We start from the raw sequence: 26,348 nt of genomic DNA, 5'->3' as shown, positions 1-26,348 counted from the left end.
TGTCGAAGGCATTGGCGATAGGATTCTTGCCGTGGATGCCATTGATCGACAGATCCTTGCCGTGCTTCAGGCCGAGGGGCGGCTGACCGTCACCGAACTGGCCCAGCGGATCAGCCTGAGCGCGGCGCCGTGCCACCGGCGGCTGCGGGAGCTCGAGCGGTCCGGGGTGATCCGCGGGTACCGCGCCGTGGTCGACGGCGCGGCCGTCGGGCACGGGTTCGAGGTACTGCTCGCGGTCACCATCGACCGGGAGGAAGCGGTGGCCGACTTCGAGGCTGGGCTCGCGGAGATCCCGGAGGTGGTGCACGCGGAGCGGCTGTTCGGTGAGCCGGACTACTTCATCCGGGTGGCGACCGCGGACCTTGAGGCGTTCCAGAAGTTGCGCGACGAGCGGCTGGCCCGGCTGCCCGGCGTGCTGCGCCTCACCTCCACGATCGTGATGAAGAAGATTGTGGACAACCGGCCAGTGCCGACGTGAACGGTGTGGAAACAGCGGGACTCAAACCTGAGTTATCCACAGATTTGGCTCAGTTTTGAACACTTTCGGTGGAGAAGTATCTCCAAGGCTGGGGATAACTCGCCACAATCGGTGCGCACAGCTGGGGACACAGGTGTGGATAACTCGGCCGTCTGTGTGGTTCTGCACAGCGTCGAGATGACATTTGTCCGAGGCGCCGGCCGGACGCCGGCTCTAGCCTTCTCGACATGACCACCTCCGCCGCCGACCGCTGGGCCGGCAGCCCTTCCGGGGCGTACTTCGCCCGGATCGGTACTCCACGCCGACCGCTGCTCACCGGCGCGGTCTTCGTCGTCACCGCAGGCGCGCTCGTCGCCCAGCTGGCGGTTCCCTCGCTGCTGGGGCATGTACAGCGGGACGCGACCGCGATCGACGCGGGGCAGTGGTGGCGGTTGCTGACCGGGATGTTCTTCCAGGACGGCGGACTGCTCGGCGGGCTCTTCAACCTGGCCGCGCTGGCGGTGGTCGGCACGTTGGCGGAGTGGACCCTCGGCCGCGGGCGGTGGTTCGTCCTGTACTTCGGCTGCGGCCTGTTCGGCCAGTTCCTCAGCTACCTGTGGCTGAACCCGGTCGGGGCCGGGAACTCGATGTGCGTCGCCGGGCTGCTCGGAGCGCTCGCCGTCCTGATCCTGCGGACGCGCGGCGTCGAGCCACCGGCACAGTTGCGGCGGGCCGCGGTCCTGATCGCGCCGTTGGCCGTCCTCGACACGGTCCTGCACGACAACCACGGCATGCCCGCACTGCTCGGGATGGTGCTCGGATTCCTGCTTACGATGAACCTCGGCCGGACTGCCCGGGGTCCGGCCGAGGTGAGCGCGTGGGGAGGATCAGACCCACTGGGTGGAGACGACGAAACCGACCGCGATCAGGCCCATGCCGATCAGCAGGTTCCAGTTGCCGAGGTCCTTCATCACCGGGATGTCCTGGCCGGCCACGTAGAAGACGACCAGCCAGGCGAGACCGAGCAGCCAGCACGCCAGCATCAGCGGCGCCACCCAGACGCGTGACTGGGTACGTGGCTTCTTCGGCGTCTTCTCCGCCTTGACCTTCTCGGTCTTCTTCTTGTTGCGACTGCTCGACTCGGGCACGACTGAACTCCTTGTAAGGACGCATAAGCTAACCGCTGAGATTCGGTCCGGGTTAGCGTAGTGCAGACGGCAATATGGAGATCACGGGTGCGTAGGTTCAAGCGGATTTCACTGTGGCGCGCAGGCGCGCCGCTGGCGCTGATGTGCGCCGGTCTGCTGTTCGCGACCAGTGCCACCAACGCGCGCGGTACCGACCTTCGACCCAGCCGTAACACTACGCTCGCGGGCCTGGTGGAGGAACAGAGCCGGCGCAGCGCCAGCCTGGTCAAGCAGCATGCGGCCCTGACCCATGACATCGAGGCGCTGCAGGCGCAGCAGGGCTCGATCGACCCGAAGCTCGCCAAGCAGTTCGAGGACCTGTCCGAGCAGGTCGGCACCCGCCCGGTCAGCGGTCCCGGTCTGACCGTCACCCTCCGGGACGCGCCGCCCGAGGTGGTCAAGGACAACCCGGACGTCGACGAGAACTGGCTGGTCATCCACCAGCAGGACATCCAGGCCGTTGTCAACGCGCTCTGGGCCGGCGGCGCCGAGGCGATGACGATCCAGAACCAGCGGGTCATCTCCACCACCGGCGTGAAATGCGTCGGGAACTCGGTCGTCCTGCACGGCGTCCCGTACCTGCCGCCGTACAAGATCTCCGCGATCGGCGACCGGCGGAAGCTGCAGAAGGCGCTCGACGACTCGCAGTACATCCAGAACCTGCAGGACTACGTGGTGAAGTTCCAGCTGGGGTACGACGTGAAGAACGAGTCCACCCTGCAGCTGCCGGCGTACGAAGGCACGCTCGACCTGCAGACCGCGACCGTCCCGGGCTTCCCGCACACCCCCTCGGCCAGCCCGTCCGTCACCGGTAGATAGCTGTCACAATGGACCGCATGCCGCGGATCCTCGTCGTCGACAACTACGACTCCTTCGTCTACAACCTGGTGCAGTACCTGCAGCAACTGCGGGCCGACACCACGGTCTGGCGCAACGACGAGGTGACTCCTGAGCAGGCCGCCGAGTTCGACGGGGTGCTGCTGTCCCCCGGCCCGGGGACGCCGGAAGAGGCGGGTGCCTGCGTGGACATCGTGCGGCAGGCGGGCGGCAAGGTCCCGATCTTCGGGGTCTGCCTCGGCCTGCAGGCGATCGGCGTCGCGTACGGCGGGGTCGTCGGGCGTGCGGACGAGCTGCTGCACGGGAAGACCAGCGAGGTGTTCCACCAGGGCGCCGGCGTCCTGTCCGGGCTCCCGTCGCCGTTCACCGCGACCAGGTACCACTCGCTGGCGATCGCCGAGGACAGCGTGCCCGACGTACTCGAGGTGACCGCGCGCACCGCGGCCGGCGTGATCATGGCGGCCCGGCACCGCGAGCTCCCGGTCGAGGGCGTGCAGTTCCACCCGGAGTCCGTGCTCACCGAGGGCGGCCACCGGATGCTCGCGAACTGGCTGACCCTCTGCGGCGACCCGGACGCGGTCGCCAACTCCGCCGGCCTCGCGCCGGTGGTCAGCTGACCCCCTGAAACCGAAGAACCCTCTCGAGGCGACCGCCTCGAGAGGGTTCTGTGCGTTCGGAACGATCAGCCGCCCGGGAGCGTGATGACCGGCGTGCTGGGCCCGCCGCTCGGGTCGCCCGTCGGCGTCGGCGAGGACGGCGGCGGCGTCGGCTGATCCTGGTGGTTGTTGACTGTCAGGACGACCAGCGAGCCCTTCGGCGCCTTGGCACCGCCCTTCGGGGTCTGGTCCAGCACCGTCTGGTCCGGAGAATTCGGGTCGTCGGCCGACTTGTAGCCGACGCGGAAGCCGAGTGCCTTCAGCGCGTTCGTGGCGTCGTCCTGCGTCTGCGTGACGACGCTCGGTACGTCGACCTGCACGACGCCGCTCGAGACCGTCAGCGTGAACTCGGTCCCCGGCGGGTAGGTGCCGCCCTGATCCGGGGTCAGGGCGATCACGACGCCCTTCTTCTGGTCGCTGTCCTGCTCGACGACCTGGTCCTTGACCGTGAACTGCCCGGCCGCGGCCTCGATCGTCTTGCGTGCCTTTGACTCGCTCATCCCGATCACGTCAGGCACGCCGTACGCGTTCTTGCCGGCGGAGACCACGACGGCGACCGTCGAACCCTGCTCCGCCTGGGTGCCGGCGTCCGGCGTCTGGCGGATGATCAGTCCCTTACCGACGGAGTCGCTCTTCTCCGAGGTCGAGCTGATCTTCAGGCCCTTGGCCGCGAGCGCCGCGGTCGCCGCGGAGACCGACTGGTTCTGGACGTCGGGCACCTGGACCTTCGCGGGCGGCGTGTTCGACGACGTCGCGCCGCTGCCGGCGTTGTCGTTGTTGTACTTCGAGTACAGCGCGTAGGCGCCGATCGCGATCGCCACGATCGCCAGCCCGAGCAGGAAGTACGCCAGGCCGCGGTTCCGCCGGGAGCGGGGCTCGTCGCCGTCCTCCAGGTCGTCGCCGCCCGGCGGCAGCAGGTCGTTGCCACCGGTCTGCCGGAGCTGCTGGGTGGCGGCCGTCGGCGCGAGCTGGGTCGGCTGCATCTGCCGGGTCTCCGCGAGCGCGGCCATCGGCGCGGTCACCTGCTGGCCGGCCAGCACCCGGTGGATGTCGGCGCGCATCTCGGAGGCGCTCTGGTACCGCTCCTCGCGGTTCTTCGCCAACGCCTTCAGGACGACCGCGTCGACCTCCGGCGGGATGTCCGGGTCGAACGAGGACGGCGGCAGCGGCTGTTCCCGGACGTGCTGGTACGCCACCGAGACCGGCGACTCGCCGACGAACGGCGGCCGGCCGGTGAGCAGTTCGTACAGCAGGCAGCCGGTCGAGTACAGATCGGAGCGGGCGTCCACGGTCTCGCCGCGGGCCTGCTCCGGGGACAGGTACTGCGCGGTGCCGATCACGGCCGCGGTCTGGGTCATCGTGGAGGACGTGTCGGCGACGGCGCGGGCGATCCCGAAGTCCATCACCTTGACCTGGCCCTGCGGGGTCAGCATCACGTTCCCGGGCTTGATGTCGCGGTGCACGATGCCGGCCCGGTGGCTGTAGTCGAGCGCCTCGAGCACGCCGGAGGTGATCTCCAGCGCGCGCTCCGGCATGATCTTGCGGCCCTCGCGGATCAGGTCCCGCAGCGTCTTGCCGGTGACCAGCTCCATCACGATGTACGGGATCGTGACGCCGGAGCCGCTCGGGTCCGGCTCCTCGCCGGTGTCGTAGACCGAGACGATCGTCGGATGGTTCAGCGAGGCGGCCGACTGGGCCTCCCGCCGGAACCGCGCCTGGAACGTGGCGTCACTGGCCAGGTCGACCCGCAGCCGCTTGATCGCGACGCTCCGGCCGAGCCGGTTGTCCACGCCCTTGCGGACCTCGGCCATACCGCCGCGGCCGAGCGGCTCGCCTTCTTCGTACCGGCCGCCGACGAGACGTGCCTGCGATGTCATGACCCAGCCTTCCAACCTGTCCGGAAAAACACACTCAACTTGCCCACCGTAGCGATCGCTACTTGCGGGTCCTCGTTGGAAAGACGCCCTGTGATCGCATCATTCCGTATCGTGCTCATTGGCCCAGCACCGCCTCCATCACCTTCTTGGCGATCGGAGCGGCCAGCGTGCCGCCGGCCACGTCGGTGCGCGGCACGTTCGCGTCCTCGATCAGTACCGCCACCGCGACCTTCGGGTCCTTGGCCGGCGCGAACGCGGTGAACCAGGCGAACGGCGGCCGGTCCTTCGACGTCTGCGCCGTACCGGTCTTGCCGGCCACCTGGACGCCGCTGATCCGCCCCGGCTTGCCGGTGCCGTTGTTGACCACGTCGATCATCATGTCGGTCAGCTGGGTCGCCACCTGCGGGGTGACCGCCTGGTGCAGCGACTCCGGCTTGGTCTCCGACACCGTCTTCAGGTCCGGGGTCTGCACGTTCTGGACCAGGTAGGGCTTCATCACGTTGCCCTGGTTCGCGATCCCGGCGGCCACCATCGCCATCTGCAGCGGGGTGGCCCGGACGTCGAACTGGCCGATCGCGGACTGCGCGGTCTGCGGCTCGTTCGGGTCGCCGGGGAACTGGCTGGTCGCGACACCCGGCAGCTCGGTCAGCGGGCGGGCGCCGAAGCCGAACTTGGCCGCCTGCGCGTTCAGCGCGTCCGCACCGAGGGCCATGCCGACGGTGCCGAACGCCGTGTTGCAGGAGTAGCGCAGTGCGACCGTCAGCGTCGCGCTGTTGCTGCCGCCGCAGTTCTTGCCGTCCTCGTTCACCAGCGGGACCGTGGTCTGCGGGAGCGGCAGCTGGGCCGGCGAGTTCACCTTGCTGTCCGGCGTGTACTTGCCGCTCGACAGCGCGGCCGCCGCGGTCACCAGCTTGAACGTCGAGCCCGGCGGGTACAGCTCCTGGACCGCGCGGTTCGACAGCGGCTTGTTCTTGTCCGCGTTGAGGTTCTTCCAGGCCGTGGACACCTTGGTGGTGTCGTGCGAGGCCAGCAGGTTCGGGTCGTACGACGGGCGGGTCGCCATCGCCAGGATCTTCCCGGTCTTCGGCTCGATCGCCACCACCGCACCGGTCTTCCCGGCGAGGCCGTCGTACGCCGCCTGCTGGGCCGCGGCGTTCAGCGTCAGGGTGACGCTGCCGCCCTGCTGCGGGCGGTTGCTGATCACGTCGATGATCCGCCGGAACGCCATCGACGGGTCCGAGCCGTTCAGCTCGGAGTTCATCGTCAGCTCGATGCCGCCGCGGCCGAAGAGGTACGAGTAGTAGCCGGTGACCGGCGCGTACACCACGCCGGAGGGGTACTTGCGCTGGAACTTGAACTGGTCGGTCGACGGGTCGCTCTTGGCGATCGGCGTGGTGCCGATCAGGATCGGTCCGCGGTTCACCGAGAACTGTGAGTCCCGGACCCGCTTGTTGTCGTTGCGGCCGTTGATCTCGTTCGACCGGAACGCCTGCAGGTACGTCGAGTTCGCCATCAGCGCGAGCATCAGGATGATCGCCGCCACGGCCAGTCGTCGGATCGCCGAGTTCACTGCTTCTGCACCGCCATCGCGATCGTTTCGTCGGACACTGGAGCGGCCGGTGTCTGCGGCCGCCGGGCCTGGTCGCTGATCCGCAGCAGCAGCGCGATGATCGCCCAGTTCGCGACCAGCGACGTACCGCCGAGCGCCATGAACGGTGTGGCCAGACCGGTCAGCGGGATCAGGCCGGTGACACCGCCGACGATCACGAACACCTGCAGCGCGAACGACATCGCCAGGCCGGTCGCGACCAGCTTGCCGAAGATGTCCCGGCAGCCGAGCGCCGCGCGCAGGCCGCGCTCGACGATCAGCGTGTAGATCAGGATGATCGCGATCAGGCCGGTCAGGCCGAGCTCCTCGGCCATCGAGGAGATGATCATGTCGCTGTTCGCGTACAGCGTGAGCTCCGGGTGGCCCTGACCCAGGCCGCGGCCGAGGACGCCGCCCCAGGCCTGACCCATCAGGCCGAGCTTGATCTGGCCGCCGTCGATCGCCCACGGGTTCAGCCAGTCGGTGATCCGGCGGTGCACGTGGCCGAACGTCATGTACGCGAAATACGCTCCGCCCGCGAACAGCAGGCCACCGATGATCAGCCAGCCGGCCCGTTCGGTGGAGACGTACAGCAGGAACAGGAACAGGCCGAAGAACAGCAGCGAGGACCCGAGGTCGCTCTCGAACACCAGGACGCCCAGGCTGACCACCCAGGCGATCAGGATCGGCCCGAGGTCACGGGCGCGCGGCAGGTCCAGGCCGAGGAACCGGCGTCCGGCGAGGGTCAGCACGTCGCGCTTCACGACCAGGTAGCCGGCGAAGAAGACGACCAGGCAGACCTTCGCGAACTCGCCGGGCTGGAACGACATGCCCGCCAGCCGGACCCAGATCCGGGCTCCGTTCAGGTTCACGCCCAGGCCGGGAACCAGCGGCAGCACCAGCAGGACCAGACCGGCCAGGCCGGCCGTGTACGTGAGCGCCTGCAGCCGGCGGTGGTCGCGGATCAGCACGATCACGGCGACGAACAGCACCACCCCGACCGCGGTCCAGGTGATCTGCTGCGGCGCGAACGGGACGCCCTTGGTCCGGCCGATGGCGGTCAGCCCGAGGTCGATCCGGTGGATCATCGCGACGCCGAGGCCGTTCAGCAGGACAGCGCACGGCAGCAGCACGGGGTCGGCGTACGGCGCTCGGTAGCGGAGCACGAGGTGCGCGATCAGCGCGAGCAGCCCGATGCCGGCGGCGTAGTACCCGGTGCTGGCCGGCACCGAGTTCTGGACGGTGAGGCCGATGTTCACGTATGCCGCGACCGAGACCGCGACCGCGATCACCAGCAGCAGGAGCTCCACCCCGCGCCGGGTGCGCGGGATGATCTGGATGACGGACGTGGACGCGTAACTCATCGGACGCCGTCGCAGTCGTCGGGGTCGACCGGCGTACTCGGGGTCGAGGTCGGCGTCGTACTGGGCCTGGCGGTCGTCGGCACGGTGGCCGGCGGCTTCGAGACCGGCACCGTCGTGGACGGCTTCAGCGTCGGCTTGACGGTCGGCTTCGGCGTCGGCTTGGGCGTCGGCTTGACCTTCGCGGCGCACGCGGCGGCGGTCTGCTCGAGCTGGGCCACGATCGACCGGGCCCCGGCCAGGTTGTCCGCCTGGATGTTGCCCTCCACCTTCTCCCGGCTGTACGTCGGCAGCTTGTCGACCTGCAACGACTGCCGCTCGTACACCTTCGACAACGAGATCCCGGGCAGATCCGCCTCGACGCCCTTGAAGATCGCCACGTAGTCGCCGTCGGAGCCGACGTAGTACTGCTTCTGGGTCCAGCTGTACGCGAACCAGGCGCCGCCGATGATCACCGCGAGCACGACGGCCAGTACGGCGATCCGCCGCAGCCAGAGGAACCGCTTCGGCGGGCGCGGCGCGTACCGCAGCTCCTCCGGGTCGACCGCGGCGCCGTGGCCACCGCCGCCCCCGGAGCCCTCGCCGACACCGACCGCGACCGTCGGCTCACCGCGACCGGTGCTGCCCTGGGCCAGTTCGGCGGCCGCGCCGACCAGCTGCGGCTGGACCCCGCTCGCGGGCTCGGTCTCCACGACGTCCGCCACCACACAGGTGACGTTGTCGTTCGACCCGGCTTCGAGGGCGTGCGTGATCAGCTCCACCACGACCGAGTCCGGCGTACCGGAGGACATCGAGGCTGCGATCACCTCGTCGCTGACGTAGTCGGGCAGGCCGTCGCTGCACAGCATCAGCCGGTCGCCGGCCTGGACGTCGAGCATCTGCAGGTCGGGATCGGAGTCCGGGCGGCCGTCCAGCACCCGGAGGATCAGGTTCCGGTGCGGGTGCGTGAAGGCCTCCTCCTGGGAGATCCGGCCCTCGTCGACCAGCGACTGGACGAACGTGTGGTCGTGGCTCAGCTGGTACAGCTGCCCGTCGCGCATCCGGTACGCCCGGGAGTCGCCGAGATGCGCCAGCCCGAGCTGCCGGCCGTCGAACATCAGCGCGGTGACCGTCGAGCCCATGCCCTCGCGCTCGGGGTCCTCCTCGACCAGCTCGGAGAGCCGCTCGTTCGCGCGGTGCACGGCGCCGGCCAGCGCCTCGATCATGTCCTCGCCGCCGATCTCGGCGGTGTCCAGCCGGCGGATCACCTGGACCGCGGCGGCACTGGCCACCTCACCGGCGGCCGCGCCGCCCATCCCGTCGGCGAGCAGCAGCAGGTGCGGACCGGCGTACGCCGAGTCCTCGTTGTTGCGGCGCACCCGTCCGACGTCGGAAAGGGTTGCGTAGTCGAGCGACAGGGTCATCGGGGCAGGCCTACTTCGCGATGTTCAGCGTGGTCCGGCCGATCCGGATCGAACCGCCGATCTCGGCCGGGACCGGGCGGGTGACCCGCTGACCGTCCAGGTACGTGCCGTTGGTGGAGCCGAGGTCCTCGACCCACCACTGGCCCTCGGACAGGAACAGCCGGGCGTGCCGGGTGGAGGAGTAGTCGTCGTCCAGCCGGATCTGGCAGTCCGATCCACGACCGATGATCACCGGCTCGTCGACCAGCGACGCGCCGACCCCGGCCTGCGGACCGTCCGCGATGCTCAGCGACCCGGGCAGGCCCTTGCGCTTCTTGGCGGGCTTCGCGGGCTTCGGCGTCCGGGTGACCTGCGGCGCGGCGGCGGCCGCCGCCCGGCTGTCCACCTTGGCACCGAACAGGTCCGACCTGATCACGGACAGCACTGCGAGGACGAACATCCACAACAGGGCCAGGAACCCCAGTTTGATCAGGGTCAGGGTCAGTTCCGACATGGAAGGTCAGTCACCACCCGCTGCTCGGCGGCTGGGCCATCGGCTCGTCCGCGAGACGCAGCGTCATGGTCGTGTTGCCGATCCGGACGGTGGAGCCGTCGGTCAACTCGGCCTCGGTGGACCGGCGGCCGTTCACCAGCGTGCCGTTGGTCGAGCCGAGGTCGACCAGCACGACCCGGATACCGCCGGGGCCCTCGGGCATCAGCCGGATCTCGGCGTGCCGCCGGGAGACGCCCGGGTCGTTGATCTGGATGTCCGCGTCGGTGCCGCGGCCGAGCACCACTCCGGGCGGGTTGACCGGGCGGCGGCGGCCGTTCACCTCGAGCATCACCTGCGGGTGGCCGCGCCGCGGCGACTGCTGCGGGGGCGGCGGCTGCTGGTACTGCGGGGCGACCGGCGGCGGGTTCGGCGGCACGTAGGGCTCCTGCTGGTAGGGCTGGGGCTCGGGCTGCTGGTACTGGGCCGGTCGCCGCTGGGGCGTCCCGGCCGTCTCGCTGACCACCCGGAACTTACCGGTCGGCAGATCATCCTGCTGGACCAGCTCGATGTCGATGGGTCCGGAGAACGTGTACCGCTGGATGTCCGCGTGGTCCCGCAGCTCGTTCGCGAGCTCGTGGTTCAGGGTCCGGCCGTAGGCGTTCAGCCGCTCGAAGTCGTCCGGGCCGAGCTCGATCGTGAAGTGGTTCGGCACCAGCCGGCGGTCCCGGGACAGGATCCGCGCGGTGTTGTCGATCTCACGCTTGAGAGCCGCGGCCAGCTCGATCGGCTCCACATCACCCTTGAAAGCGCGCGCGAAGACACCGCTGACAATGCCTTCCAGGCGTCGCTCGAAGCGCTGTAGCGGTCGCACGCCTCCTCCTCCACCGTCGGTACGCCATATGTCGTCCACCGGTCGTGGCGGACACACCGGGTACGACGATCGATCGTATCGGGAGGTTCGACCGAACCCGCAATGTGAAGCACCGGCACAACCCGTGCTACTGTTCCTTCTCGTCGCCAGGAGATCATCTCAGGCGGCAGCGCGCGGGTGGCGGAATAGGCAGACGCGCACGGTTCAGGTCCGTGTGCCCGAAAGGGCGTGGGGGTTCAACTCCCCCCTCGCGCACAGACAAGGTCCCGGTCGAAACCTCGACCGGGACTTCTTGCATTCCCGGCCGGATTTCGTCCTTTCGGATGATTCACCGCCCGGCGAGCTCACCTGCTGCCACGGGCGGCGGCGCGCTCCGGGTGGGCGGGGCGGGGTAGGCGCAGGGTCGGGGAGCCGCGGTGTTTGCCGGTGCGGGCGGTGGTTGCGGTGCGGTGGTTGCGCAGCATCCAGATCGCGACGGCGGCCGCGGCGATCAGGCCGGCGATGCCGGCGTAGTCGGTCATGCTCATCATGCGTCTCTTCTCCAGGGCGGTTCGCTGGGCGGCGGCGAGTTCCGCTTGACCGGGAAGTGACGGGTGCTCACCGAAGTCGTGATGACACGATCGGGTCATGGCTCTTTTGTGTCATTGGGAAAGCGCTCGCTTCCCGATCAGTAAGGCTGTTAGGTAGGTGCATGCAGGACGGTTCGTTGCTCGACGCCCACGAGGAGCACACGTACCGGCTGCTGGTCGGCCTGTCCGCCGCGCGGGCCGCGGAGCTCGCCGAGGTCGCCGAGCTGCCGCCGCAGGAGGCCGACGAGGTGCTGCAGCGGTTGCAGGCGAAGGGCCTGGTGTCGGTGCAGCCGGCCGAGGACCCGGTGTTCCGGCCGCTGCCGCCGGACGTCGCCTTCGGTACGACGTTGCTCCGCCGCCAGGAGTCGCTCGAGGCCGCACGGAAGACGGTCGCCGCGCTCAGCGAGGAGTTCCGTGCCGGCGCCGGCCGCCGGGACGCGCATCACCTGGTCGAGGTCATCATCGGCGCGACCACTCTTCGCGAACGCCTCCGCGACCTGCAGAACTCCGCACGCCAGGAGATCCTCTGGTTCTGCCGCGCGAACCCGCTGGCGATGCAGGGCGCCGAGAACACCGAGGAGTACGGCGCGCTGTCCCGTGGTGTGCGCTACCGGGCGATCTACGAGCGCGCGCTGATCGAGACCCCGGGCGAACTGGACTCGATCGCCGAGGGGGTCAGCTGGGGCGAGGAGGCGAGAGTCGTACCGACGCTGCCCGTCCGCCTCGCCATCGTCGATCGCTCGACGGCGATCTGCCCGCTCGTCCGCGACGACGAGACGGTCGGGGAGCCGTCCGCCGCCATCATCAATCAGGGCCAGCTGCTGGACGCCCTGCTGGCCCTCTTCGAAAGCTACTGGGAGTTCGCCACTCCGGTCCGCCTGCAGCCCGGCCCCGAGGAACCCGAGGGCCTCGACGACTCCGAGCGGCTGCTGCTCTCGCTCCTCGTCGGCGGCGTACCCGACAAGTCGATCGCCACCCAACTGGGCATCAGCCGCCGAACGGTCCAACGCCGCCTGGACCGCCTGATGGCCCTCGCAGGCGTAGACACAAGAACCGGCCTGGCCTTCCAAGCAGCCAAACGCAACTGGCTGTAAGCGCGCCGGGGGCCGCGGAGCGGCGCCCGGCGCGTGCTTTCAGCGGACGCCGTAGGCGCGGATCACTGTCTGGGTGATCTTCGTCTTGAGGCCGGTGGCTTCTACCTTCAGCGACACCGTGTCGTGGGCGTTGGGGACGACGGCTACGTAGTGTCCGAGCGCACCTGCGACGGCGAGGCGTTGCCAGCTGGAGCCCTCGTCGTACGAGGCCCAGGCCTTCAAGGAAGTAGCTCCTGGGGAGTCCAGGCCGACGACGTGCGTACGGGTCGCCACCCGGCCGGTCAGGTCGACCGGCACCTTGTAGTTCACCTGCTGCAGCGCAAGCGGCACAGCCTTGTCGTCCGGCTGCTTCGCCGAGCGGAACTCCCACGAGGTCTGCGTCCGCGTCCCCCAGTTCCACTCCCCGTCCTCGTCGATCCGAGCGGTCGACAGCTCCAGCTTGTACGCCGCGTCAGCGCTGGAAGTGATCACGTCCGCCCACGCGTTCGGCAGCTCCGCGACCACCTTCCCGTCCCGGGACAGCGTTGCCGACGCGGACGTGGTCTCGCCGCGCGTGTAGTGCCCGGCCGCGTCCACGAACGTCGGGATTCGGAGCGACAGCCGGTCACCGGTCCGCGTCGACGGCACCCCCGGTGCGGCAGCCGGCCGGACGACCGGTCCGAACCAGGTCTCGTCCGACTTCGCCGCCCGGTAGCTCTGCGGTACGGACGTCATCCCGCCGCCGAGCGGGTTCATCGTGTCCCACGTGTACAGGTGGTGCACCCGGTGCTGCCAGAGCGAGTCACCCGAGGTCACCCACTCCTCCCGCACCTTCGGCGTCTCGACGAATCGCTGCGCGTCGTTCCACGAGTACTCCTGCCACGGACGCCACCCGAACCGCTGCTCCTTGGCCCAGTTGAACCCGCCGTTGTCGGCGTACCGAGTAGTGATCCGGGCACTGTTCGCGGCAGTCACCTTGTAGTCGATCTTCGCGGGGATCGCGCCGGTCGACACCTGCTGTACGTCGTACAGGTACGGGCTGGAGGTGGTCAGCGTCAGGTCGATCGAGGCGCCGCCGCGTCGCACCCGGTCGAGCAGCTTCTGGCCGTCCTTCGTCGTGGTGACCATCGCCGGGATCGGCAGCCGGTCACCGGTCGGGCGCCAGACGGTCCAGGCGGTCCAGTCGGCCGGGCGGATCAGGACGACGGCGGCGGCTCCTGCCGCGGCCGCCGCGTCGATCTCGGTCCGTTCGCTGTCGGACGGCAGCACGACCAGCGCGCCCTTCGCGTCCTGCAGCGACGTTGCCAGCCGGAACCGCTTCTTCCCGTCGTACGCCGGGGACTGGCCGAGCAGGTTGATGTCCAGCGGCCCGGGCACGCCGGGAACGGACGCCTGGACCATCGGGGCGACCAGCTGCCAGCGGGAGGAGAACTCGAACGTGCCGTCCTTGACCGGCTTGGTCGGGGTCACGTTCACCTTCTGAACGGTGCTGAAGTGCATGACCCCGTGCGAGATCGACCGGCCGTTGCCGTACACGCGGTGCACGTAGTAGCTGAGCACCGCCTGCTGCTCGGACGGCTTCGGCGTCTCGATCGTGATCGGCACCGCCTTCCGGGCGTCGATGACGAGGTCGGTGTCCTTGTCGATCACCACGTTCGGATCGGTGACCAGGCTGGCCTGCTCGTCCTGCGGGTCGTTGTGCTCGACCAGCGCATGCATCAGGTACGTGCCCTCTTCGACCTCGGCGGTGTACGACTGCCCGTCGCGGATCCACGCCAGTACGTCGGACCGCGAGTTGTCGCCGTACAGCGAGAACACCGGGACACCCGTCGGCCGGCCCTCCATGTCGACGGCGCGGAGCGTGACCTTGTGCTTCGGCCCGGACCGCAGCGCGCCGACCGCGGTGTGCGTGACGACGCCGTCCGGCCCGGTGGCGACGACCCAGCCGCTGTACTGCCCGCGGCCGAGCTGCGCCGCGTCCAGCACCAGCGGTACGTCGGCCGTGCCGTGCGCGGGCACGGTCACCGAGCCGGGGACCGTGAAGCCGGCGGTCGTCGGCTTGCCGCTGTCCAGGTTGGTGATCTGGGCGGCGAGGTTCAGCGTGACCGCGTTGTCGGCGTCGTTCCGGTACGTGATGGTCCGGGTGGTCGCGTCGGTCGTGGTCTGCAGGCCGAAGTCCGCGACCCCGCTCGCGGTCACCTTCTGCGCGACGGCGCGGGTCAGGTCGACGCGGCCGGCGCCCTGCTGGTACACGGTCTGGTCGGGCTGCGTCTTCGCCGTACTGACCAGCGCGTTCTTCAGCTGGTCGGCCTTCCAGTCCGGGTGCTGCTGGGCGAGCAGCGCGGCGGCGCCGGCGACGTGCGGCGTCGCCATCGACGTACCGGAGGCGGCGGTGTAGAGCTCGTCGACCGGGTCGCCCATCGCGGTGCCGGCGGCGCGGGCGGCGATGATGCCGACGCCGGGCGCGGTGATCTCGGGCTTCAGGCCCGAGTCGCCGAGGCGCGGGCCGCGGCTGGAGAAGTCGGCGAGCTTGTCCTCCCGGTCGACGGCGCCGACCGTCAGCGCGGCGGCGGCAGCACCCGGCGTACCGACGGTCTCGTCCTGGCCCTCGTTGCCGGCCGCAACCACGAACAGCGTGCCGGTCTGTGCGGTGATGTCGTTGACCGCCTGGCTGAGCGGGTCGGTGCCGTCGGTGGCGTCACCGCCGAGGCTCATGTTCACGACCTTGGCACCCGAGTCGGCGGCCCACTCCATCCCGGCGATGATCCAGGAGTCGTAGCCGTACCCGTCGTCGCCGAGCACCTTGCCGACCAGCAGGTCGGCCTTCGGTGCGACGCCCTTCCGGGTACCGCCGGCGCCCGCACCGGTGCCGGCGATGGTCGCGGCGACGTGCGTGCCGTGGCCGAAGTGGTCCTCGGTACCGCTCGGGCTGCCGGAGAAGTCCTGGCTCTCCTTGACCTTGCCCTGCAGGTCCGGGTGGTTCGCGTCGACGCCGGTGTCCAGCACGGCGACCTCGACGCCGGACCCTTCGTACCCCGCCTTCCACGCGTCCGGCGCACCGATCTGCGGGACGCTCTTGTCCAGCACCGGCTTGACCTTGCCGTCCAGCCAGATCTTGCTGACGCTGCTGTTCAGGGTCTGGACGCCGGCGGCCGGCTTCAGCGAGTTCCACAGCGCCGGCAGTTGGTCCTTCGCCGCTTCGACGGCGCGGCCGCCGATCGACGGCAACTGCCGGGTGGTCGTCGTACCGGTCAGGTTCCGCTCGGCCCGCAGCCCGGGCGTGTCCTTGACGATCAGCGGGAGGTCGGAGGACTCGCCGTACCCGTCCGCGATCAGCTCGTCGACGTCGAACAGGTTCACGTCCAGGACACCGGTGGAGATGTACGGGACGGCGTCGCTCGGCAGCACCCGCAGGCCGCCGTCGGCCTCGACGGTATGGAACGAGACGCCTTCGCGGCCCGCGGCCGGGTGCACGGTGGCGGCCTTCCGGCCGGCGCCGGCGTCGGTCACCTCGACGACGTCACCGGTGATCAGCGTGACCGTGGATGTCTTTCCGGGGGCTTGGTTCGCGGATGGTGGCGGGGCGGCGGCGGACGGGATCACCGTCGCCGCGCCGAGGGCAAGGACCGCCGCTGTGGTCAGCGCGGCGATCCGTCGGGGGGAGGGCATGGGCGGTTTCTCCTTCGGGCGGGGACAACCTTTCGACAGAGTTTGCAATCACGTCAGGGAAATCCGGCCTGTCCAGCACTGCCGTCCCTGCGACATGGCGCAACCGCGCCATACTTTCGGCCTCGCCCCCGCCGAGCAGTTGGCCGCCGACGGGGTATGGACAAGACGTGTCGAAATGAGTACGGTCCGTAACGGCGTCCGCCCAACGCCGCCGTGTCGGTGAGGTGCCGCCCGCCAGTGGTACCTCGCTGGTAGGTGGGCAGAGCAGGCTGCGGCGGTACGTCACGGCCTGATGGGGGCCCGCTTGCCCAGGTGGGGTGCTGAATGACACTCACTCTTTCAGCACCCCACCGGTTCAAACTTCTCGCGATGCCCCCAACGTTCCGGCGGCATGGCTCGTCTTGACGGCTGACAGTGCGAATCTGACGGCGTAATCGACGAAGCGGGTGCCATGGCCGACTGGGAACGAGCCTTCCAGGAACTCCTCGCGGCACGAGGCGATGCGCTGCGCGCGTACGGCTATCTCCTGACCGGAGAGCAGGCAGCGGCGGCCGACCTGGTCCAGGACGCGTTGCTGCGTGTCTTCAGCCGGCTGCGGCTCGGCGACGACATCGCCGAACTGGAGAGCTACGTCCGGCGGGCGATGCTGAACCAGTACGTCGACGGCAGGCGGCGCGCCGGACTCTGGCGGGCGAAGCGGCACCTGTTCGTCCAGCCGGTTGCCGAGGAGCCGGATCACGGGCCGGCCGACGACATCCGGCACGCCCTGGCCACGCTGTCGCCGCGGCAACGTGCCTGTGTGGTGCTTCGGTACTACGAAGACCTCACGGTGCCGCAGATCGCAGCGCAACTCGACTGCGCGGAAGGCACGGTCAAACGCCATCTGGCCGATGCCCGCGGCAAGCTCGCCGCGCAGCTCGCCGTACCGGAGGAGAACCTGACATGACCGACGTGAAGAACCTGCTCGAGGAACTGGCCGGACACGGCGCCGGCGTGGAACTCGCGGAACACGACCTGCTGCCCCGGATCCGTCGCCGGCGTCGCGTGCGCGCCGGGCTCGTCGGCGCCTCCGGAGTCGCGGCCGTGGCCGTGCTCGCGGTCGGTGCGTATGCCGCGATGCCCGGAAACGCCACGACTCCGGCCGGTCCGGCGAGCACGGTGGCGAGTACCGCCCGGCCGACCGCGGTCGCGCCGTACCAGTGCGGCGACGTCTTCCCGGCGCCCGACCCAACCGGCAGCGGACGCCAGGTCGCCACGGTGACCCTGACCCAGAAGAGCATCAGCCGGACCGCCGGCGGGTGGTCAGGGAGCATCCGCTCGAAGTATCAGTACCACGGCGGCCTGCCACACCCGCTCATCGCCGGTCTGCCACCCCAGTGGGTCGCGGTCGTCCGCGACGGCCGGATGGTGGGGCACGCGACCGTCAGTACGACGGCCAAGGCGGTCGAGCTGCGCGCCGGTCAGTCGAAGGTTGTGGACGCCGGGATCGCCATCCGGTCCTGTGCCGGCGCATCGTTGCCGGCCGGGTCGTACCTGCTCTACGAAGACCTGAGTCCCACGGCCAAGCCCTCGAAGAGTCTCGTCGCGGCCGGCCCGATCGGCCGGCTGCAGTTGCCGTAACGCTGATTCGTGACCCGTGGTTCGCCGGATGGCCGGGCAACTTTCAGGCGGTGGGAGGTTTCGCGGCGGGGAAAGGACGGGCAACCTGTGAGGGTCCGGTCCCCACCCGCCCCTGGGAGTAGCCGTGTCCCGATTGTTCCGTCCGGCGCTGCTCGTCACCGCCGTCCTAGCGCTCCTCGGCTTCGGCATCACCCCGTCGAACGCCGCCACCACGATCACCGTCGCCACCGCGATCGGCCAGCAGGACAACTCGACCGCCTCGGTCACCGGCTATGTCGTCGGTCAGCCGACCGCGACCAGCACCGTTGTCCGCAGCAACTTCCCGAACGACTACGCGCTGGCGCTCGCCGACTCGGCGTCGCAGACCAGTACGTCGTCGATGCTCTACGTGCAGATCCCGGACGCGTTCCGCGCGTCGTACGGGCTGCAGAGCAACCCGAGCCTGCTCGGGAAGCAGATCACCGTCACCGGCACGCTGACGGCGTACTTCTCGCATCCCGGCCTGAAGAACGCGACCGCCTTCACCGGCGGCGGTGGCAGCTCGGATCCCGGTGATCCCGGCGACTACTACGCCGGTGCCGAGGGCAAGACCGGCGCCGCGCTCAAGGCCGCGCTGCACGCGATCATCTCGCAGCAGACCAAGCTCACCTACGACCAGGTCTGGGACGCACTCAAGGTCACCGACCAGGACCCGAACAACAGCAACAACGTCATCGAGGTCTACTCCGGCCGCTCGATCCCGAAGAGCAGCCAGGGCGGCGACGCCGACGACTGGAACCGTGAGCACGTCTGGGCCAAGTCGCACGGCGACTTCGGCACCACGACCGGCCCCGGCACCGACATCCACCACCTGCGTCCGGAGGACGTCACGGTGAACTCGGCGCGCGGCAACCTCGACTTCGACAACGGCGGTACGGCGGTTGCCCAGTGCACCGGTTGTACGGCGGACTCGGACTCGTTCGCGCCCCGCCCGGCGGTCCGCGGCGACGTCGCCCGGATGATCTTCTACATGGCCGTCCGCTACGAGGGCGACGACGGGTTCCCGAACCTCGAGCTCGACGACCAGGTCAACAACGGCACCGCTCCGTACATGGGCAAGCTCTCGGTGCTGAAGGCGTGGGCGGCGGCCGACCCGCCGGACGCGTTCGAGAAGAACCGCAACGAGGTCATCTACAGCCAGTTCCAGCACAACCGGAACCCGTTCATCGACCACCCGGAGTGGATCAGCTCGATCTGGCCGTGACGGTCTGAACCCGAGGGCCGCGTCTCCCCGGAGGCGCGGCCTTATCTGTTGGTCTGCAGGTCCCGGCTCTGCCCGGCGGCCCGCAGTTCGGGCGCCCGCTCACCGGTCAGCTGCCCGGTCGGTACGGCGGCCTTCGCCTGCGAGGCCTGTACGACGCCGGACTGCGCGGCGGCGACCCCGAGCCGGGTCTGCACCCACTTCTGGAAGCCCGGGTCGCCGACCTTGATCTGCTGCCCGGTCCGGGTCAGCAGGCCGTTGGAGACGAGCTTCTGCGCCGCGCCGTCGAGCGACCAGCGATTCGGGTCGGTCCCGGACCGGGCCGGGATCGGGATCCCCTGTGCTCCGTGTGAGGCGGTCCTGGCCAGCAGGTCCTTCTGCTCGGGTGTGCAGTTGTACCAGGCAGCGTCGTACAGCACGCGGGAACGGATCTGGTGCTGCTCGATCGCCGTACCGACGGTTTCCGCGGTGAGTGCCTGGTCCGGGCCGGCCAGGTCGAGCGCCTCGCCGGTCAGGGTCCGCAGGCGGCTCGGGTTGCCGTTCGCCGCGGCGAGCAGTTGGTCGACGGCCTGCGGAGTGGACCGGATGCCGGCCTCCTGGAGAGGCCTGGCCAGCGCCGGCCGCAGCTCCTCCGCGTTCAGCGGGGTGAGCCGGCGCACGTCCCAGCGCGCGGCCTCCATGGTCTCCTTGCCGGCCTTCCCGCCCGATGCCTCGAGCAACCGGCTGGTGGCCTCCTCGCCGCCGGCCGCGATCAGGAAGAGCGGCTTCCTGGCCCGGCGCAGGTGCGCCGACAGCTCCGTCAGCGTGGTCAGGTCCGACTTCGAGGCGGCGTCCAGGTTGTCGACCATCAGCAGCATCGGCTGTCCGGTCGGCGCGGTCATCCTGCCGAGCTGCGCGGCGACGTCGTTCAGCGTCGCGCCGACCGAGTCCTTGGCGACGCCCTCCCAGGACCGGTGCACGCCGACCTGGAACGCGCCGGGCCAGCCGAACCGGGCCTGCGCGGTGTGCATCCGGTTCTGGGTCCGGATCGCCATCCCGTTCACCAGCTTCTTCAGCTGGTTCACCTCGCCCGGCGGGAAGCGCGCCTCGAAGGCGCCCATCTGGCTCTGCAGGGCGCGGATCACCCGGGCCTCGATCGGCTCCCGCCGGGTGGCGTCCAGCCGGATCGAGATCCAGCCCTCCTGGTCCGCGAGCTGCTTGGTCCGGCTCAGCTCCTGGCTGGTCCCGGATCCGGGCGGCCCGGTGAACAACACCGACGTACCGCGGGGGACCCGCTGGTCGAGCGACAGCGCCCGGCCGCGGTCGTCCTTCCGGTCGACCTGGTGGACGAGCTTCGCCCCGGACCCGAACACCTCGTTGGTCCGCTCGCGCCTGCCGGTCGGGTGCGCGGGTGCGAGCGCGGCGGACCGGGCGCCCGCCTCCGGCAGCACCGGCGTCGCGGCCGGCGGCTTCGGGATCTGGCCGAGGTAGTCGTTCAGCCAGTCCCGGAACCCGTGGTCGGGGATCGTGACGACCGTACCGTCGTGCTCGCGGAGCAGACCGCGGGCGACCAGGTCCTGGCGGGCCTCGTCGATCTGCTGCCAGGTGCCGGGACCGGCGGCCTGCGTGACGGCCGGCATCGAGAGCCCGTTCGACCCCTCGGCGGCGACCCGGGCGAGCAGATCCTTCTGCGCGGCGGTGGTGTCCTTCTGGTCCCACACGTCCTGGTACATCTGTGCCGCGTCCGCGTTCACGTGGGCGATCGCCCGGGCTGCGGTCAGCACGGTGATGCCCTGCTCCTGGTCCCGGTACGCGACCGCGGCGTTGCAGAAGTTCCGGATCCGCGCGGGGTGGCCGTTCGCGGCGGCGAGCAGGTTCTCGATCGCGACCTCGTCGTACGGGATGCCGGCCGCCTCCAGCGGCCTCGTGACGGCCGGCCGGAGCTGCTCGTCCGCGACCGGCTCGAGCTCGCGGATGTCGAACTGGTTCGACGTCGTGGTGGCGATCCCGGACATCCGCCGGGACGCGACCATCAGGCTGCTGGTCGACATCGAGCCGCCGGCCGCGATCAGCCAGACCGGACGATCGAGGCCTTCGATGTGGATTGCCAGCTCGTTCAGACCGGCCCGGTCGGGCTCCGCTGCCTTGTCGATGTTGTCGACCAGTAGCAGGATCGGCTTGTCGTCGATCTCGGTCAGCTTGCCGAGCTCGTCGGCGAAGTCGTTCAGCGTGGTGCCGAGCTTGTCGTACGCCGTGGTGTCCTGCTCGGTCTTGTGGATCACCTGGACCGGGCCGCCGCCGACCCGGGTCTCGACCCCGACCCGGGTCTTCCGGCCGCTGCGGGTCAGGTCGTTGACGGTCGTGCGGAGCTTGCGCAGCGGGTCGGGACGGAACCGGGCGAGCATCCGGCCGACGCCGGTCGTCGGCGGCCGCCGCTGCCGGAACCGCCGGTCCAGCGTGTCCAGGCTGTTCCGGACCGCCGCGGTCAGGTGGTGCTCGATCGGGATGTTCGCCGACGCCGACATCCGGATGGTGGTCCAGCCGTGCTGTGCGGCCAGGTCCTCGGCGCGGTCGAGCTCGGTGCTCTTGCCCATGCCCGGCGGGCCGGTGAACAGGATCGCCTTGCTCTCCGGCAGGACGTCGCCGAGCGAGATCGGATTGCCGAGCCGGTCGGTGCGCGTGACGCGGTCGACCCCCGGGACCTGGCTCATTGGAACAGCCTGCGGATCGTAGCGGTCGCCGACACTGTCGGTGAGTTGCCCGCGGGTTAACAGTCGGCTCCCGGAAGTTGAACCCGTGGCCGGGGGCAAGTGGTCTATCGACGGCGGCCCGATCGTGCAGTTCCGCGCGCAAATGGTTGGAAGCGGCCTGTACCGCTGTCACGCTCTGTGTTATGCGAATCTATCGAGTGCTTGCGGCGCTGGCCGCAATACCTCTCGCGGGAGGTCTGCTCGGTGGTATGCCGGCCGCCCAGGCCGCTCCCGATCCGTACCTGACCGTCTCCCAGGTCACCCTCGACCGTACGTCGGTCGCGGTGTCCGGGCTGAACACCTATCCCGTCAACATCACCGTCAAGGCCGGCTACCACTCCGGCAACTCCGCCGACGACCACGTCGTCCTGAACGTCCTGCTCAAGCGGACGGGCGGCACCGGGGCGCGGACCGACATCGCGTCCACGGACCTGAAGCGGACCGCCGGCACGATCGAGAACGGCACCTGGACCGGCCGGCTGAACGTCGCCTCGACCGCGAACGGCACCTTCAAGGTGGTCGGCGTGGCCACCGGCCCGTACGGCGGGCCGAGCGCCGATGGCCCCCCGCTCGACCCGACGCCGTACTCCGGCCAGACGCTCACCGTGAAGGGCACCAACCAGCCGCGGATCACCGCCGCGGTGAGCCCGCGGGTGGTGCCGTGGGGCAAGCCGTACTCGATCACCTGGGCGGTCACGAACAGCGCGACCGGGAAGCCGTACGGCAGCCGGATCCCGATCGGCCTCGGCGTCGACGTACCGTGCGCCGAGGGCGGCAGCCCGATGTACCGGACCGGTACGAACGGGCTGATCACCAAGTCCTACACGGCCGCCGCCGGCGACCTGATGAACTGCGCTCACATCTACACCGACCCGTACTACATCGCCGGCCAGTGGCTTGGCGTCGCGCGCCCGGCGATCGTCTCGGCGGCCCCGGCGAAGGCAGCCGCACCGGTCGGCTCGATCGTGCCGGTGAACGGCTCGGTGTACCACGTGACTCTTAGTTGCCCGGTGCAACTTCAGCGGCTGTACGGCGCCTCGCAGTGGCGGACCGTCGGGAACGCGCGGTTGCGGACCTCCGGGCGCTTCACGCTCAACGCGCAACCGGCGTACAAGGGGCTGATCCCCTACCGCGCCTACTTCCCGGCCTGCGGCTACGTGGTCGCGGGACTCAGCAAGACGTTCTACATCCGAGGGACGTGACCATGAAACGAGTACTGTCCGCGCTGCTCGCGGTACCGATCGCGGCGCTGGGGTTCAGCGCCGCCGTGCCGGTCGCCGCGCACGCCGCGCCCGATCCGGACCTGAAGATCACCTCGGTGACCCTGAACAAGACCGCGGTGGCCGTCAGCGGCCTGAATACCGCGCCGGTGACCGTGACCGTCAAGGGTTCGTACGCACCCGATCCGACCCAGCCGGTGAACGTGATCCTGCAACGGACCGGCGGCTCCGGGATGGTCGGCACGCTGCTGTCCACCAACCTCGTCCGGAACCAGAGCGCGGGCACCTGGACCGGGTCGGTGAAGGTGCCGTCGACGGCGAACGGCACCTTCAAGGTCACCGGGGTGATGACCGGCCCGTACTTCCCGGGCAGCGGCAGCATGACCGACCCGACGCCGTACTCCGGGCAGACGCTCGCGGTCACCGGCACGCACCAGCCGAGGATCACGGCCTCGGTGTCACCGAAGTTCGTGCCGCGCAACTCGCCTTACACCATCCGGTGGGCGGTCACCGACGCGCAGACCGGCAAGCCGTACGGGTCCCGGCTGCGGGTTGCGCTGCAGAACGACAACCTCTGCGTCGAGTCTTTCGGGCCCGGCTACACGAACCTGACCGACGTCAACGGCGTCGTCACGAAGTCCTACCCGGGCTCCCTGGGTGACTACCTCAACTGCCTGCTGCTGCCGGGCGACCCGGCTCCCGTCGGCTGGCTGTCGTTCTTCGTGGCCCGTCCGGTCACCAAGCCGACGGTGACCGCGGTGCCATCTCGGACCAGCGCGCCCGTGGGCACGATCGTGCCGGTCAACGGCGGGGTGTACACGGTGGCGGCGGGTTGCAAGGTGTACCTGCAGCGGCTGTACGGCGCGACCCAGTGGCGCAGCGTCAGCATCGGGCAGGTCCGCTCGTCCGGGCGCTACACGGTGAACGCCCAGCCGGGGTACAAGGGCAACATCCCGTACCGCTCGTACGTCCCGGCCTGCAACTCGATCGCCGCGTTCAGCAAGACGTTCTACATCCGGGGCACGTGATGAAGCGTGCGCTCGCCGCACTGCTGGGAGCACCGTTGGCGCTGGCTGTTCTCCCAGCGGTGGCGCAGGCCGACCCGGATCCGCGTCTGCACGTCGAGTCGGTCACGCTGAACCGCGGCAGCGTCGCGGTCAGCGGACTCAACACGGTGCCGGTCACGGTGACGGTGAAGGGGTCGTACACCGTCAACACGGCAGCGCCGGTGAACGTGATCCTCGAGCGCACCGGCGGCTCCGGCGGGATGTCCGCGCTCTTCTCCACGAATCTGTCCCGTGACGCGGCGACCGGTACCTGGAGCGGGGCGCTGAAGGTCCCGTCCACGGCGAACGGGACCTTCAAGGTCAGCGGGGTACAGGTCGGGCCGTTCTCGCCGACCAGCCCGCCGACGTTCGATCCGACGCCGTACGCCGGTCCGTCGCTCGCGGTCATCGGTACGCATCAGCCGCGGATCACCGCCGCGGTGACGCCGAAGGTGGTGCCGTTCGGCGCGCCGTACTCGATCCGGTGGGCGGTCACCGACGCGCAGACCGGCAAGCCGTACGGGAGCCGCATCCGGGTCGCGCTGAAGCATGACAGCGGGTGCGTGGAGTACTTCGGCCCGGGAACGACGGACGTCACCGACACCAACGGGATCGTGACGAAGACCTATCCGGGGTCGACGTACAGCCCGAGCAACTGCCTGATCGTTCCGGGCGACCCGTGGGTGAACGCGTCGCTCGCCTTCACCGCCGCCCGCCCGGCGGTCGTCTCCGCGACACCGTCGCGGACCAGCGCGCCGGTCGGCACGATCGTCGCGGTGAACGGCGCGGTCGCCGGCGCACCCTTCAACTGCTGGGTCCAGTTGCAGCGGCTGTACGGCGCCTCGCAGTGGCGGACCGTCAACGTCCGGCGAGTACGCCAGTCCGGGCGCTTCACGCTCGAGGCACAACCGGCGTACCGCGGGACGATCCCGTACCGGGTCTCCTTCCCCGCGTGCGCGCCGTACGTCGCGGGCCTCGGCAAAACCTTCTCGATCCGCGGGACCTAGGCGCCTTGGGCGGATGGGTTAGGGTGACCTTACCTATCCGCCCGAGAGGAAAGTGGTCGCGTGCCCAGCCCCGCACCCCGCCGTAACCGTGTCTGCAAGCGTGCCGTCGTCCAGCGGACCGAGCGGATCACGCCGCACATGATCCGGGTTGTGCTGACCTCCGACGACTTCGCCGGCAACGGGTTCACCGACACGTACGTGAAGCTGCTGTTCGGCAAGGACGGCGTCGAGTACCCCGAGCCGCTGGACATGGGCGTGGTGCGGGAGACGTACCCGAGCGAGCAGTGGCCGACGATGCGCACGTACACCGTCCGCAGCTGGGACGAGGCGACCCGCGAGCTGACGATCGACTTCGTGCACCACGGCGACGAGGGCGTCGCGGGCCCGTGGGCGGCGTCGGCGCAGCCGGGTGACGTGCTGTGGTTCAACGGCCCCGGCGGTGCGTACGCGCCGGACGCGGAGGCCGACTGGCATCTCTTCGTCGGCGACGAGAGCGCGCTGCCCGCGATCGGCGCGGCTGTCGAGGCGCTCGCGCCCGGTGCCCGGGCCACCGTTCTCGTCGAGGTCGCGGACGAGACCGAGCAGCAGAAGTTCGGTACGCCGGCCGACGTCGACGTCCAGTGGTTCCATCGCGCGGACGGCACCCGCGGCGACGCCCTGGTCGCCGCCGTCGAGGCGCTCGACTTCCCGGCCGGCACCCCGGACGTCTTCGTCCACGGCGAGGCCGGCTTCGTCTTCCGGATCCGCAAGAACCTCTTCCAGGACCGCGGTCTCCCCCGCGACCAGGTCTCCCTCTCCGGCTACTGGCGCCTCGGCAAGAACGAGGACGGCTGGCAGGCCGAGAAGGCCGAAACCAGGAAGCGCGAAACCGCCTCCTAGCGGCCGCAGCGCGGGAAGTAGCCGCGGTGCGGAATCAGACCCCGGTACGCAGGTTGCGCGCGGGCCGCGAGGCATCCTGATCCCCCCGCGCCAACGACCTCGTGGACCGGAGGCGCTCTAGGCTCGATGGATGAGCGAGCCACAGCCTCCCCGGCCGTACGCCTCCGGTCCCGCCGATGCCGCGTGGCCCGGCACCGTAACGGGCTATCCGGGGCAACTGGGTGAGACGCCGCGGGGAGGAACGGGCGCCGCGGGCCGGATCGGCTTGATCGTCGGCCTCGTGAGCGTTGTGATCAGTGTCGTCGGCTCCGTCGTGCTGCGATCGCTCATCTACACGCGCTCGACGATCCCGGGCAGGGACGGGTTCGCCCTGTTCCGGATCGGCTCCATCGTGGAGGCGATCCTGCTGCTCGCCGGGTACGGGACCGCTCTGATCCTCGGGATCGTCGGCGCTCGCGCGGCTCGGAACCGGCTGTCCGCGGGCATCGCGATCGGCATCGGCGGCGCCGGCGCGATCGGGATCGCCTCCTCCTTGCTGGCCAACTTCGTGGGGCCGATGCTCGCCGGCCGCTGACCTCGCGGACTCC

22 protein-coding genes, 1 tRNA gene and 1 pseudogene are annotated in these 26,348 nt (G+C 69.9%); 14 read left to right on the top strand and 10 right to left on the bottom strand.

Annotated features, from left to right (window positions below; translation table 11 throughout):
- Nucleotides 1–31 precede the first annotated feature (31 nt).
- Together AB0M51_RS15795 and AB0M51_RS15790 are read left to right on the top strand one after the other, a co-directional pair.
- Nucleotides 32–478 carry an Lrp/AsnC family transcriptional regulator gene (locus tag AB0M51_RS15795; protein WP_344188776.1) on the top strand — a complete coding sequence of 149 codons (447 nt, stop codon included), beginning with the start codon at nucleotides 32–34 and terminating at the stop codon, nucleotides 476–478.
- 227 nt (nucleotides 479–705) lie between these two features.
- Nucleotides 706–1,290: pseudogene (locus tag AB0M51_RS15790) on the top strand (rhomboid family intramembrane serine protease); the annotation flags it as partial.
- A 54-nt stretch (nucleotides 1,291–1,344) separates the two neighbouring features.
- On the opposite strand, the gene AB0M51_RS15785 reads toward AB0M51_RS15790, so the two are convergent.
- On the bottom strand, nucleotides 1,345–1,605 hold the full coding sequence (locus tag AB0M51_RS15785) for a cell division protein CrgA (RefSeq protein ID WP_325039995.1): 261 nt from the start codon (nucleotides 1,603–1,605) through the stop codon (nucleotides 1,345–1,347).
- A gap of 87 nt (nucleotides 1,606–1,692) precedes the next feature.
- Between AB0M51_RS15785 and AB0M51_RS15780 the strand changes: the two genes are divergently transcribed.
- Complete coding sequence (locus tag AB0M51_RS15780; protein WP_363749504.1) at nucleotides 1,693–2,463, top strand: DUF881 domain-containing protein; 771 nt, start codon at nucleotides 1,693–1,695, stop codon at nucleotides 2,461–2,463.
- Between the two features lie 17 nt (nucleotides 2,464–2,480).
- The gene (locus AB0M51_RS15775; protein ID WP_344188778.1) at nucleotides 2,481–3,098 is read left to right on the top strand and encodes an aminodeoxychorismate/anthranilate synthase component II; all 618 of its coding nucleotides are present in this window, start codon (nucleotides 2,481–2,483) and stop codon (nucleotides 3,096–3,098) included.
- Between the two features lie 65 nt (nucleotides 3,099–3,163).
- Here AB0M51_RS15775 and pknB read toward each other — a convergent pair whose 3' ends face one another.
- The 6 genes from pknB to AB0M51_RS15745 form a co-directional block, all read right to left on the bottom strand.
- Entirely contained in the window at nucleotides 3,164–5,014 is a 1,851-nt protein-coding gene (gene pknB, locus AB0M51_RS15770; protein ID WP_344188779.1) for a Stk1 family PASTA domain-containing Ser/Thr kinase, read from the bottom strand.
- Between the two features lie 115 nt (nucleotides 5,015–5,129).
- Nucleotides 5,130–6,584 carry a penicillin-binding transpeptidase domain-containing protein gene (locus AB0M51_RS15765; protein ID WP_344188780.1) on the bottom strand — a complete coding sequence of 485 codons (1,455 nt, stop codon included), beginning with the start codon at nucleotides 6,582–6,584 and terminating at the stop codon, nucleotides 5,130–5,132.
- Nucleotides 6,581–7,966, bottom strand: coding sequence for an FtsW/RodA/SpoVE family cell cycle protein (locus AB0M51_RS15760; protein WP_344188781.1), 1,386 nt, complete (start codon nucleotides 7,964–7,966; stop codon nucleotides 6,581–6,583). The genes AB0M51_RS15765 and AB0M51_RS15760 overlap by 4 nt, the downstream gene beginning before the upstream one ends.
- On the bottom strand, nucleotides 7,963–9,366 hold the full coding sequence (locus AB0M51_RS15755) for a protein phosphatase 2C domain-containing protein (protein ID WP_344188782.1): 1,404 nt from the start codon (nucleotides 9,364–9,366) through the stop codon (nucleotides 7,963–7,965). Before AB0M51_RS15755 ends, AB0M51_RS15760 begins: the two co-directional genes overlap by 4 nt.
- 10 nt (nucleotides 9,367–9,376) lie before the next feature.
- On the bottom strand, nucleotides 9,377–9,859 hold the full coding sequence (locus tag AB0M51_RS15750) for an FHA domain-containing protein (RefSeq protein WP_344188783.1): 483 nt from the start codon (nucleotides 9,857–9,859) through the stop codon (nucleotides 9,377–9,379).
- Nucleotides 9,860–9,869: 10 nt separating this feature from the next.
- Nucleotides 9,870–10,709: a DUF3662 and FHA domain-containing protein gene (locus AB0M51_RS15745; protein ID WP_344188784.1), complete on the bottom strand. Its 840-nt coding sequence runs from the start codon at nucleotides 10,707–10,709 to the stop codon at nucleotides 9,870–9,872.
- A 171-nt stretch (nucleotides 10,710–10,880) separates the two neighbouring features.
- Here AB0M51_RS15745 and AB0M51_RS15740 point away from each other — a divergent pair.
- A tRNA-Leu gene (locus AB0M51_RS15740) sits at nucleotides 10,881–10,964 on the top strand.
- Between the two features lie 89 nt (nucleotides 10,965–11,053).
- Here the strand turns inward: AB0M51_RS15740 and AB0M51_RS15735 are convergent.
- A complete protein-coding gene (locus tag AB0M51_RS15735; RefSeq protein WP_344188785.1) occupies nucleotides 11,054–11,239 on the bottom strand; it encodes a hypothetical protein in 186 nt (61 codons plus the stop codon).
- Nucleotides 11,240–11,400: 161 nt separating this feature from the next.
- Between AB0M51_RS15735 and AB0M51_RS15730 the strand changes: the two genes are divergently transcribed.
- On the top strand, nucleotides 11,401–12,372 hold the full coding sequence (locus AB0M51_RS15730) for a helix-turn-helix domain-containing protein (RefSeq protein WP_344188786.1): 972 nt from the start codon (nucleotides 11,401–11,403) through the stop codon (nucleotides 12,370–12,372).
- Nucleotides 12,373–12,411: 39 nt separating this feature from the next.
- Here the strand turns inward: AB0M51_RS15730 and AB0M51_RS15725 are convergent, their stop codons facing one another.
- Complete coding sequence (locus tag AB0M51_RS15725; RefSeq protein WP_344188787.1) at nucleotides 12,412–16,020, bottom strand: S8 family serine peptidase; 3,609 nt, start codon at nucleotides 16,018–16,020, stop codon at nucleotides 12,412–12,414.
- 451 nt (nucleotides 16,021–16,471) lie between these two features.
- On the opposite strand from AB0M51_RS15725, the gene AB0M51_RS15720 reads away from it, so the two are divergent.
- From AB0M51_RS15720 to AB0M51_RS15710, 3 genes are all read left to right on the top strand, one after another.
- On the top strand, nucleotides 16,472–16,966 hold the full coding sequence (locus AB0M51_RS15720; protein ID WP_325039277.1) for a sigma-70 family RNA polymerase sigma factor: 495 nt from the start codon (nucleotides 16,472–16,474) through the stop codon (nucleotides 16,964–16,966).
- On the top strand, nucleotides 16,963–17,640 hold the full coding sequence (locus tag AB0M51_RS15715) for a hypothetical protein (RefSeq protein WP_325039276.1): 678 nt from the start codon (nucleotides 16,963–16,965) through the stop codon (nucleotides 17,638–17,640). The genes AB0M51_RS15720 and AB0M51_RS15715 overlap by 4 nt, the downstream gene beginning before the upstream one ends.
- Nucleotides 17,641–17,764: 124 nt before the next feature.
- Nucleotides 17,765–18,883 carry an endonuclease gene (locus AB0M51_RS15710; RefSeq protein WP_344188788.1) on the top strand — a complete coding sequence of 373 codons (1,119 nt, stop codon included), beginning with the start codon at nucleotides 17,765–17,767 and terminating at the stop codon, nucleotides 18,881–18,883.
- Between the two features lie 41 nt (nucleotides 18,884–18,924).
- Here AB0M51_RS15710 and AB0M51_RS15705 read toward each other — a convergent pair whose 3' ends face one another.
- The gene (locus tag AB0M51_RS15705) at nucleotides 18,925–21,570 is read right to left on the bottom strand and encodes a hypothetical protein (protein ID WP_344188789.1); all 2,646 of its coding nucleotides are present in this window, start codon (nucleotides 21,568–21,570) and stop codon (nucleotides 18,925–18,927) included.
- Nucleotides 21,571–21,752: 182 nt separating this feature from the next.
- On the opposite strand from AB0M51_RS15705, the gene AB0M51_RS15700 reads away from it, so the two are divergent.
- From AB0M51_RS15700 to AB0M51_RS15680, 5 genes are all read left to right on the top strand, one after another.
- Nucleotides 21,753–22,811 (top strand): hypothetical protein, encoded by a 1,059-nt coding sequence (locus AB0M51_RS15700; protein WP_344188790.1) that lies wholly within the window; start codon nucleotides 21,753–21,755, stop codon nucleotides 22,809–22,811.
- Nucleotides 22,812–22,813: 2 nt separating this feature from the next.
- On the top strand, nucleotides 22,814–23,857 hold the full coding sequence (locus tag AB0M51_RS15695; RefSeq protein ID WP_344188791.1) for a hypothetical protein: 1,044 nt from the start codon (nucleotides 22,814–22,816) through the stop codon (nucleotides 23,855–23,857).
- Complete coding sequence (locus tag AB0M51_RS15690) at nucleotides 23,857–24,882, top strand: hypothetical protein (RefSeq protein WP_344188792.1); 1,026 nt, start codon at nucleotides 23,857–23,859, stop codon at nucleotides 24,880–24,882. Before AB0M51_RS15695 ends, AB0M51_RS15690 begins: the two co-directional genes overlap by 1 nt.
- 60 nt (nucleotides 24,883–24,942) lie before the next feature.
- Nucleotides 24,943–25,761 carry a siderophore-interacting protein gene (locus AB0M51_RS15685; protein WP_344188793.1) on the top strand — a complete coding sequence of 273 codons (819 nt, stop codon included), beginning with the start codon at nucleotides 24,943–24,945 and terminating at the stop codon, nucleotides 25,759–25,761.
- Between the two features lie 130 nt (nucleotides 25,762–25,891).
- On the top strand, nucleotides 25,892–26,335 hold the full coding sequence (locus AB0M51_RS15680) for a hypothetical protein (RefSeq protein WP_344188795.1): 444 nt from the start codon (nucleotides 25,892–25,894) through the stop codon (nucleotides 26,333–26,335).
- Nucleotides 26,336–26,348 lie beyond the last annotated feature (13 nt).

Source organism: Kribbella sp. NPDC051137 (genome assembly GCF_040682535.1).
Classification (GTDB): domain Bacteria; phylum Actinomycetota; class Actinomycetes; order Propionibacteriales; family Kribbellaceae; genus Kribbella; species Kribbella karoonensis.
This window is presented reverse-complemented; position numbering and strand designations above follow the sequence as displayed.

Bases quoted from the DNA above. Each gene is read 5' to 3' on its own strand.
- AB0M51_RS15775 (WP_344188778.1), top strand. From the start codon at position 2,481: ATGCCGCGGATCCTCGTCGTCGACAACTACGACTCCTTCGTCTACAAC.
- pknB (WP_344188779.1), bottom strand. From the start codon at position 5,014: ATGACATCGCAGGCACGTCTCGTCGGCGGCCGGTACGAAGAAGGCGAG.
- AB0M51_RS15760 (WP_344188781.1), bottom strand. From the start codon at position 7,966: ATGAGTTACGCGTCCACGTCCGTCATCCAGATCATCCCGCGCACCCGG.
- AB0M51_RS15755 (WP_344188782.1), bottom strand. From the start codon at position 9,366: ATGACCCTGTCGCTCGACTACGCAACCCTTTCCGACGTCGGACGGGTG.
- AB0M51_RS15750 (WP_344188783.1), bottom strand. From the start codon at position 9,859: ATGTCGGAACTGACCCTGACCCTGATCAAACTGGGGTTCCTGGCCCTG.
- AB0M51_RS15735 (WP_344188785.1), bottom strand. From the start codon at position 11,239: ATGATGAGCATGACCGACTACGCCGGCATCGCCGGCCTGATCGCCGCG.
- AB0M51_RS15730 (WP_344188786.1), top strand. From the start codon at position 11,401: ATGCAGGACGGTTCGTTGCTCGACGCCCACGAGGAGCACACGTACCGG.
- AB0M51_RS15725 (WP_344188787.1), bottom strand. From the start codon at position 16,020: ATGCCCTCCCCCCGACGGATCGCCGCGCTGACCACAGCGGCGGTCCTT.
- AB0M51_RS15720 (WP_325039277.1), top strand. From the start codon at position 16,472: ATGGCCGACTGGGAACGAGCCTTCCAGGAACTCCTCGCGGCACGAGGC.
- AB0M51_RS15715 (WP_325039276.1), top strand. From the start codon at position 16,963: ATGACCGACGTGAAGAACCTGCTCGAGGAACTGGCCGGACACGGCGCC.
- AB0M51_RS15705 (WP_344188789.1), bottom strand. From the start codon at position 21,570: ATGAGCCAGGTCCCGGGGGTCGACCGCGTCACGCGCACCGACCGGCTC.
- AB0M51_RS15700 (WP_344188790.1), top strand. From the start codon at position 21,753: ATGCGAATCTATCGAGTGCTTGCGGCGCTGGCCGCAATACCTCTCGCG.
- AB0M51_RS15695 (WP_344188791.1), top strand. From the start codon at position 22,814: ATGAAACGAGTACTGTCCGCGCTGCTCGCGGTACCGATCGCGGCGCTG.
- AB0M51_RS15690 (WP_344188792.1), top strand. From the start codon at position 23,857: ATGAAGCGTGCGCTCGCCGCACTGCTGGGAGCACCGTTGGCGCTGGCT.
- AB0M51_RS15680 (WP_344188795.1), top strand. From the start codon at position 25,892: ATGAGCGAGCCACAGCCTCCCCGGCCGTACGCCTCCGGTCCCGCCGAT.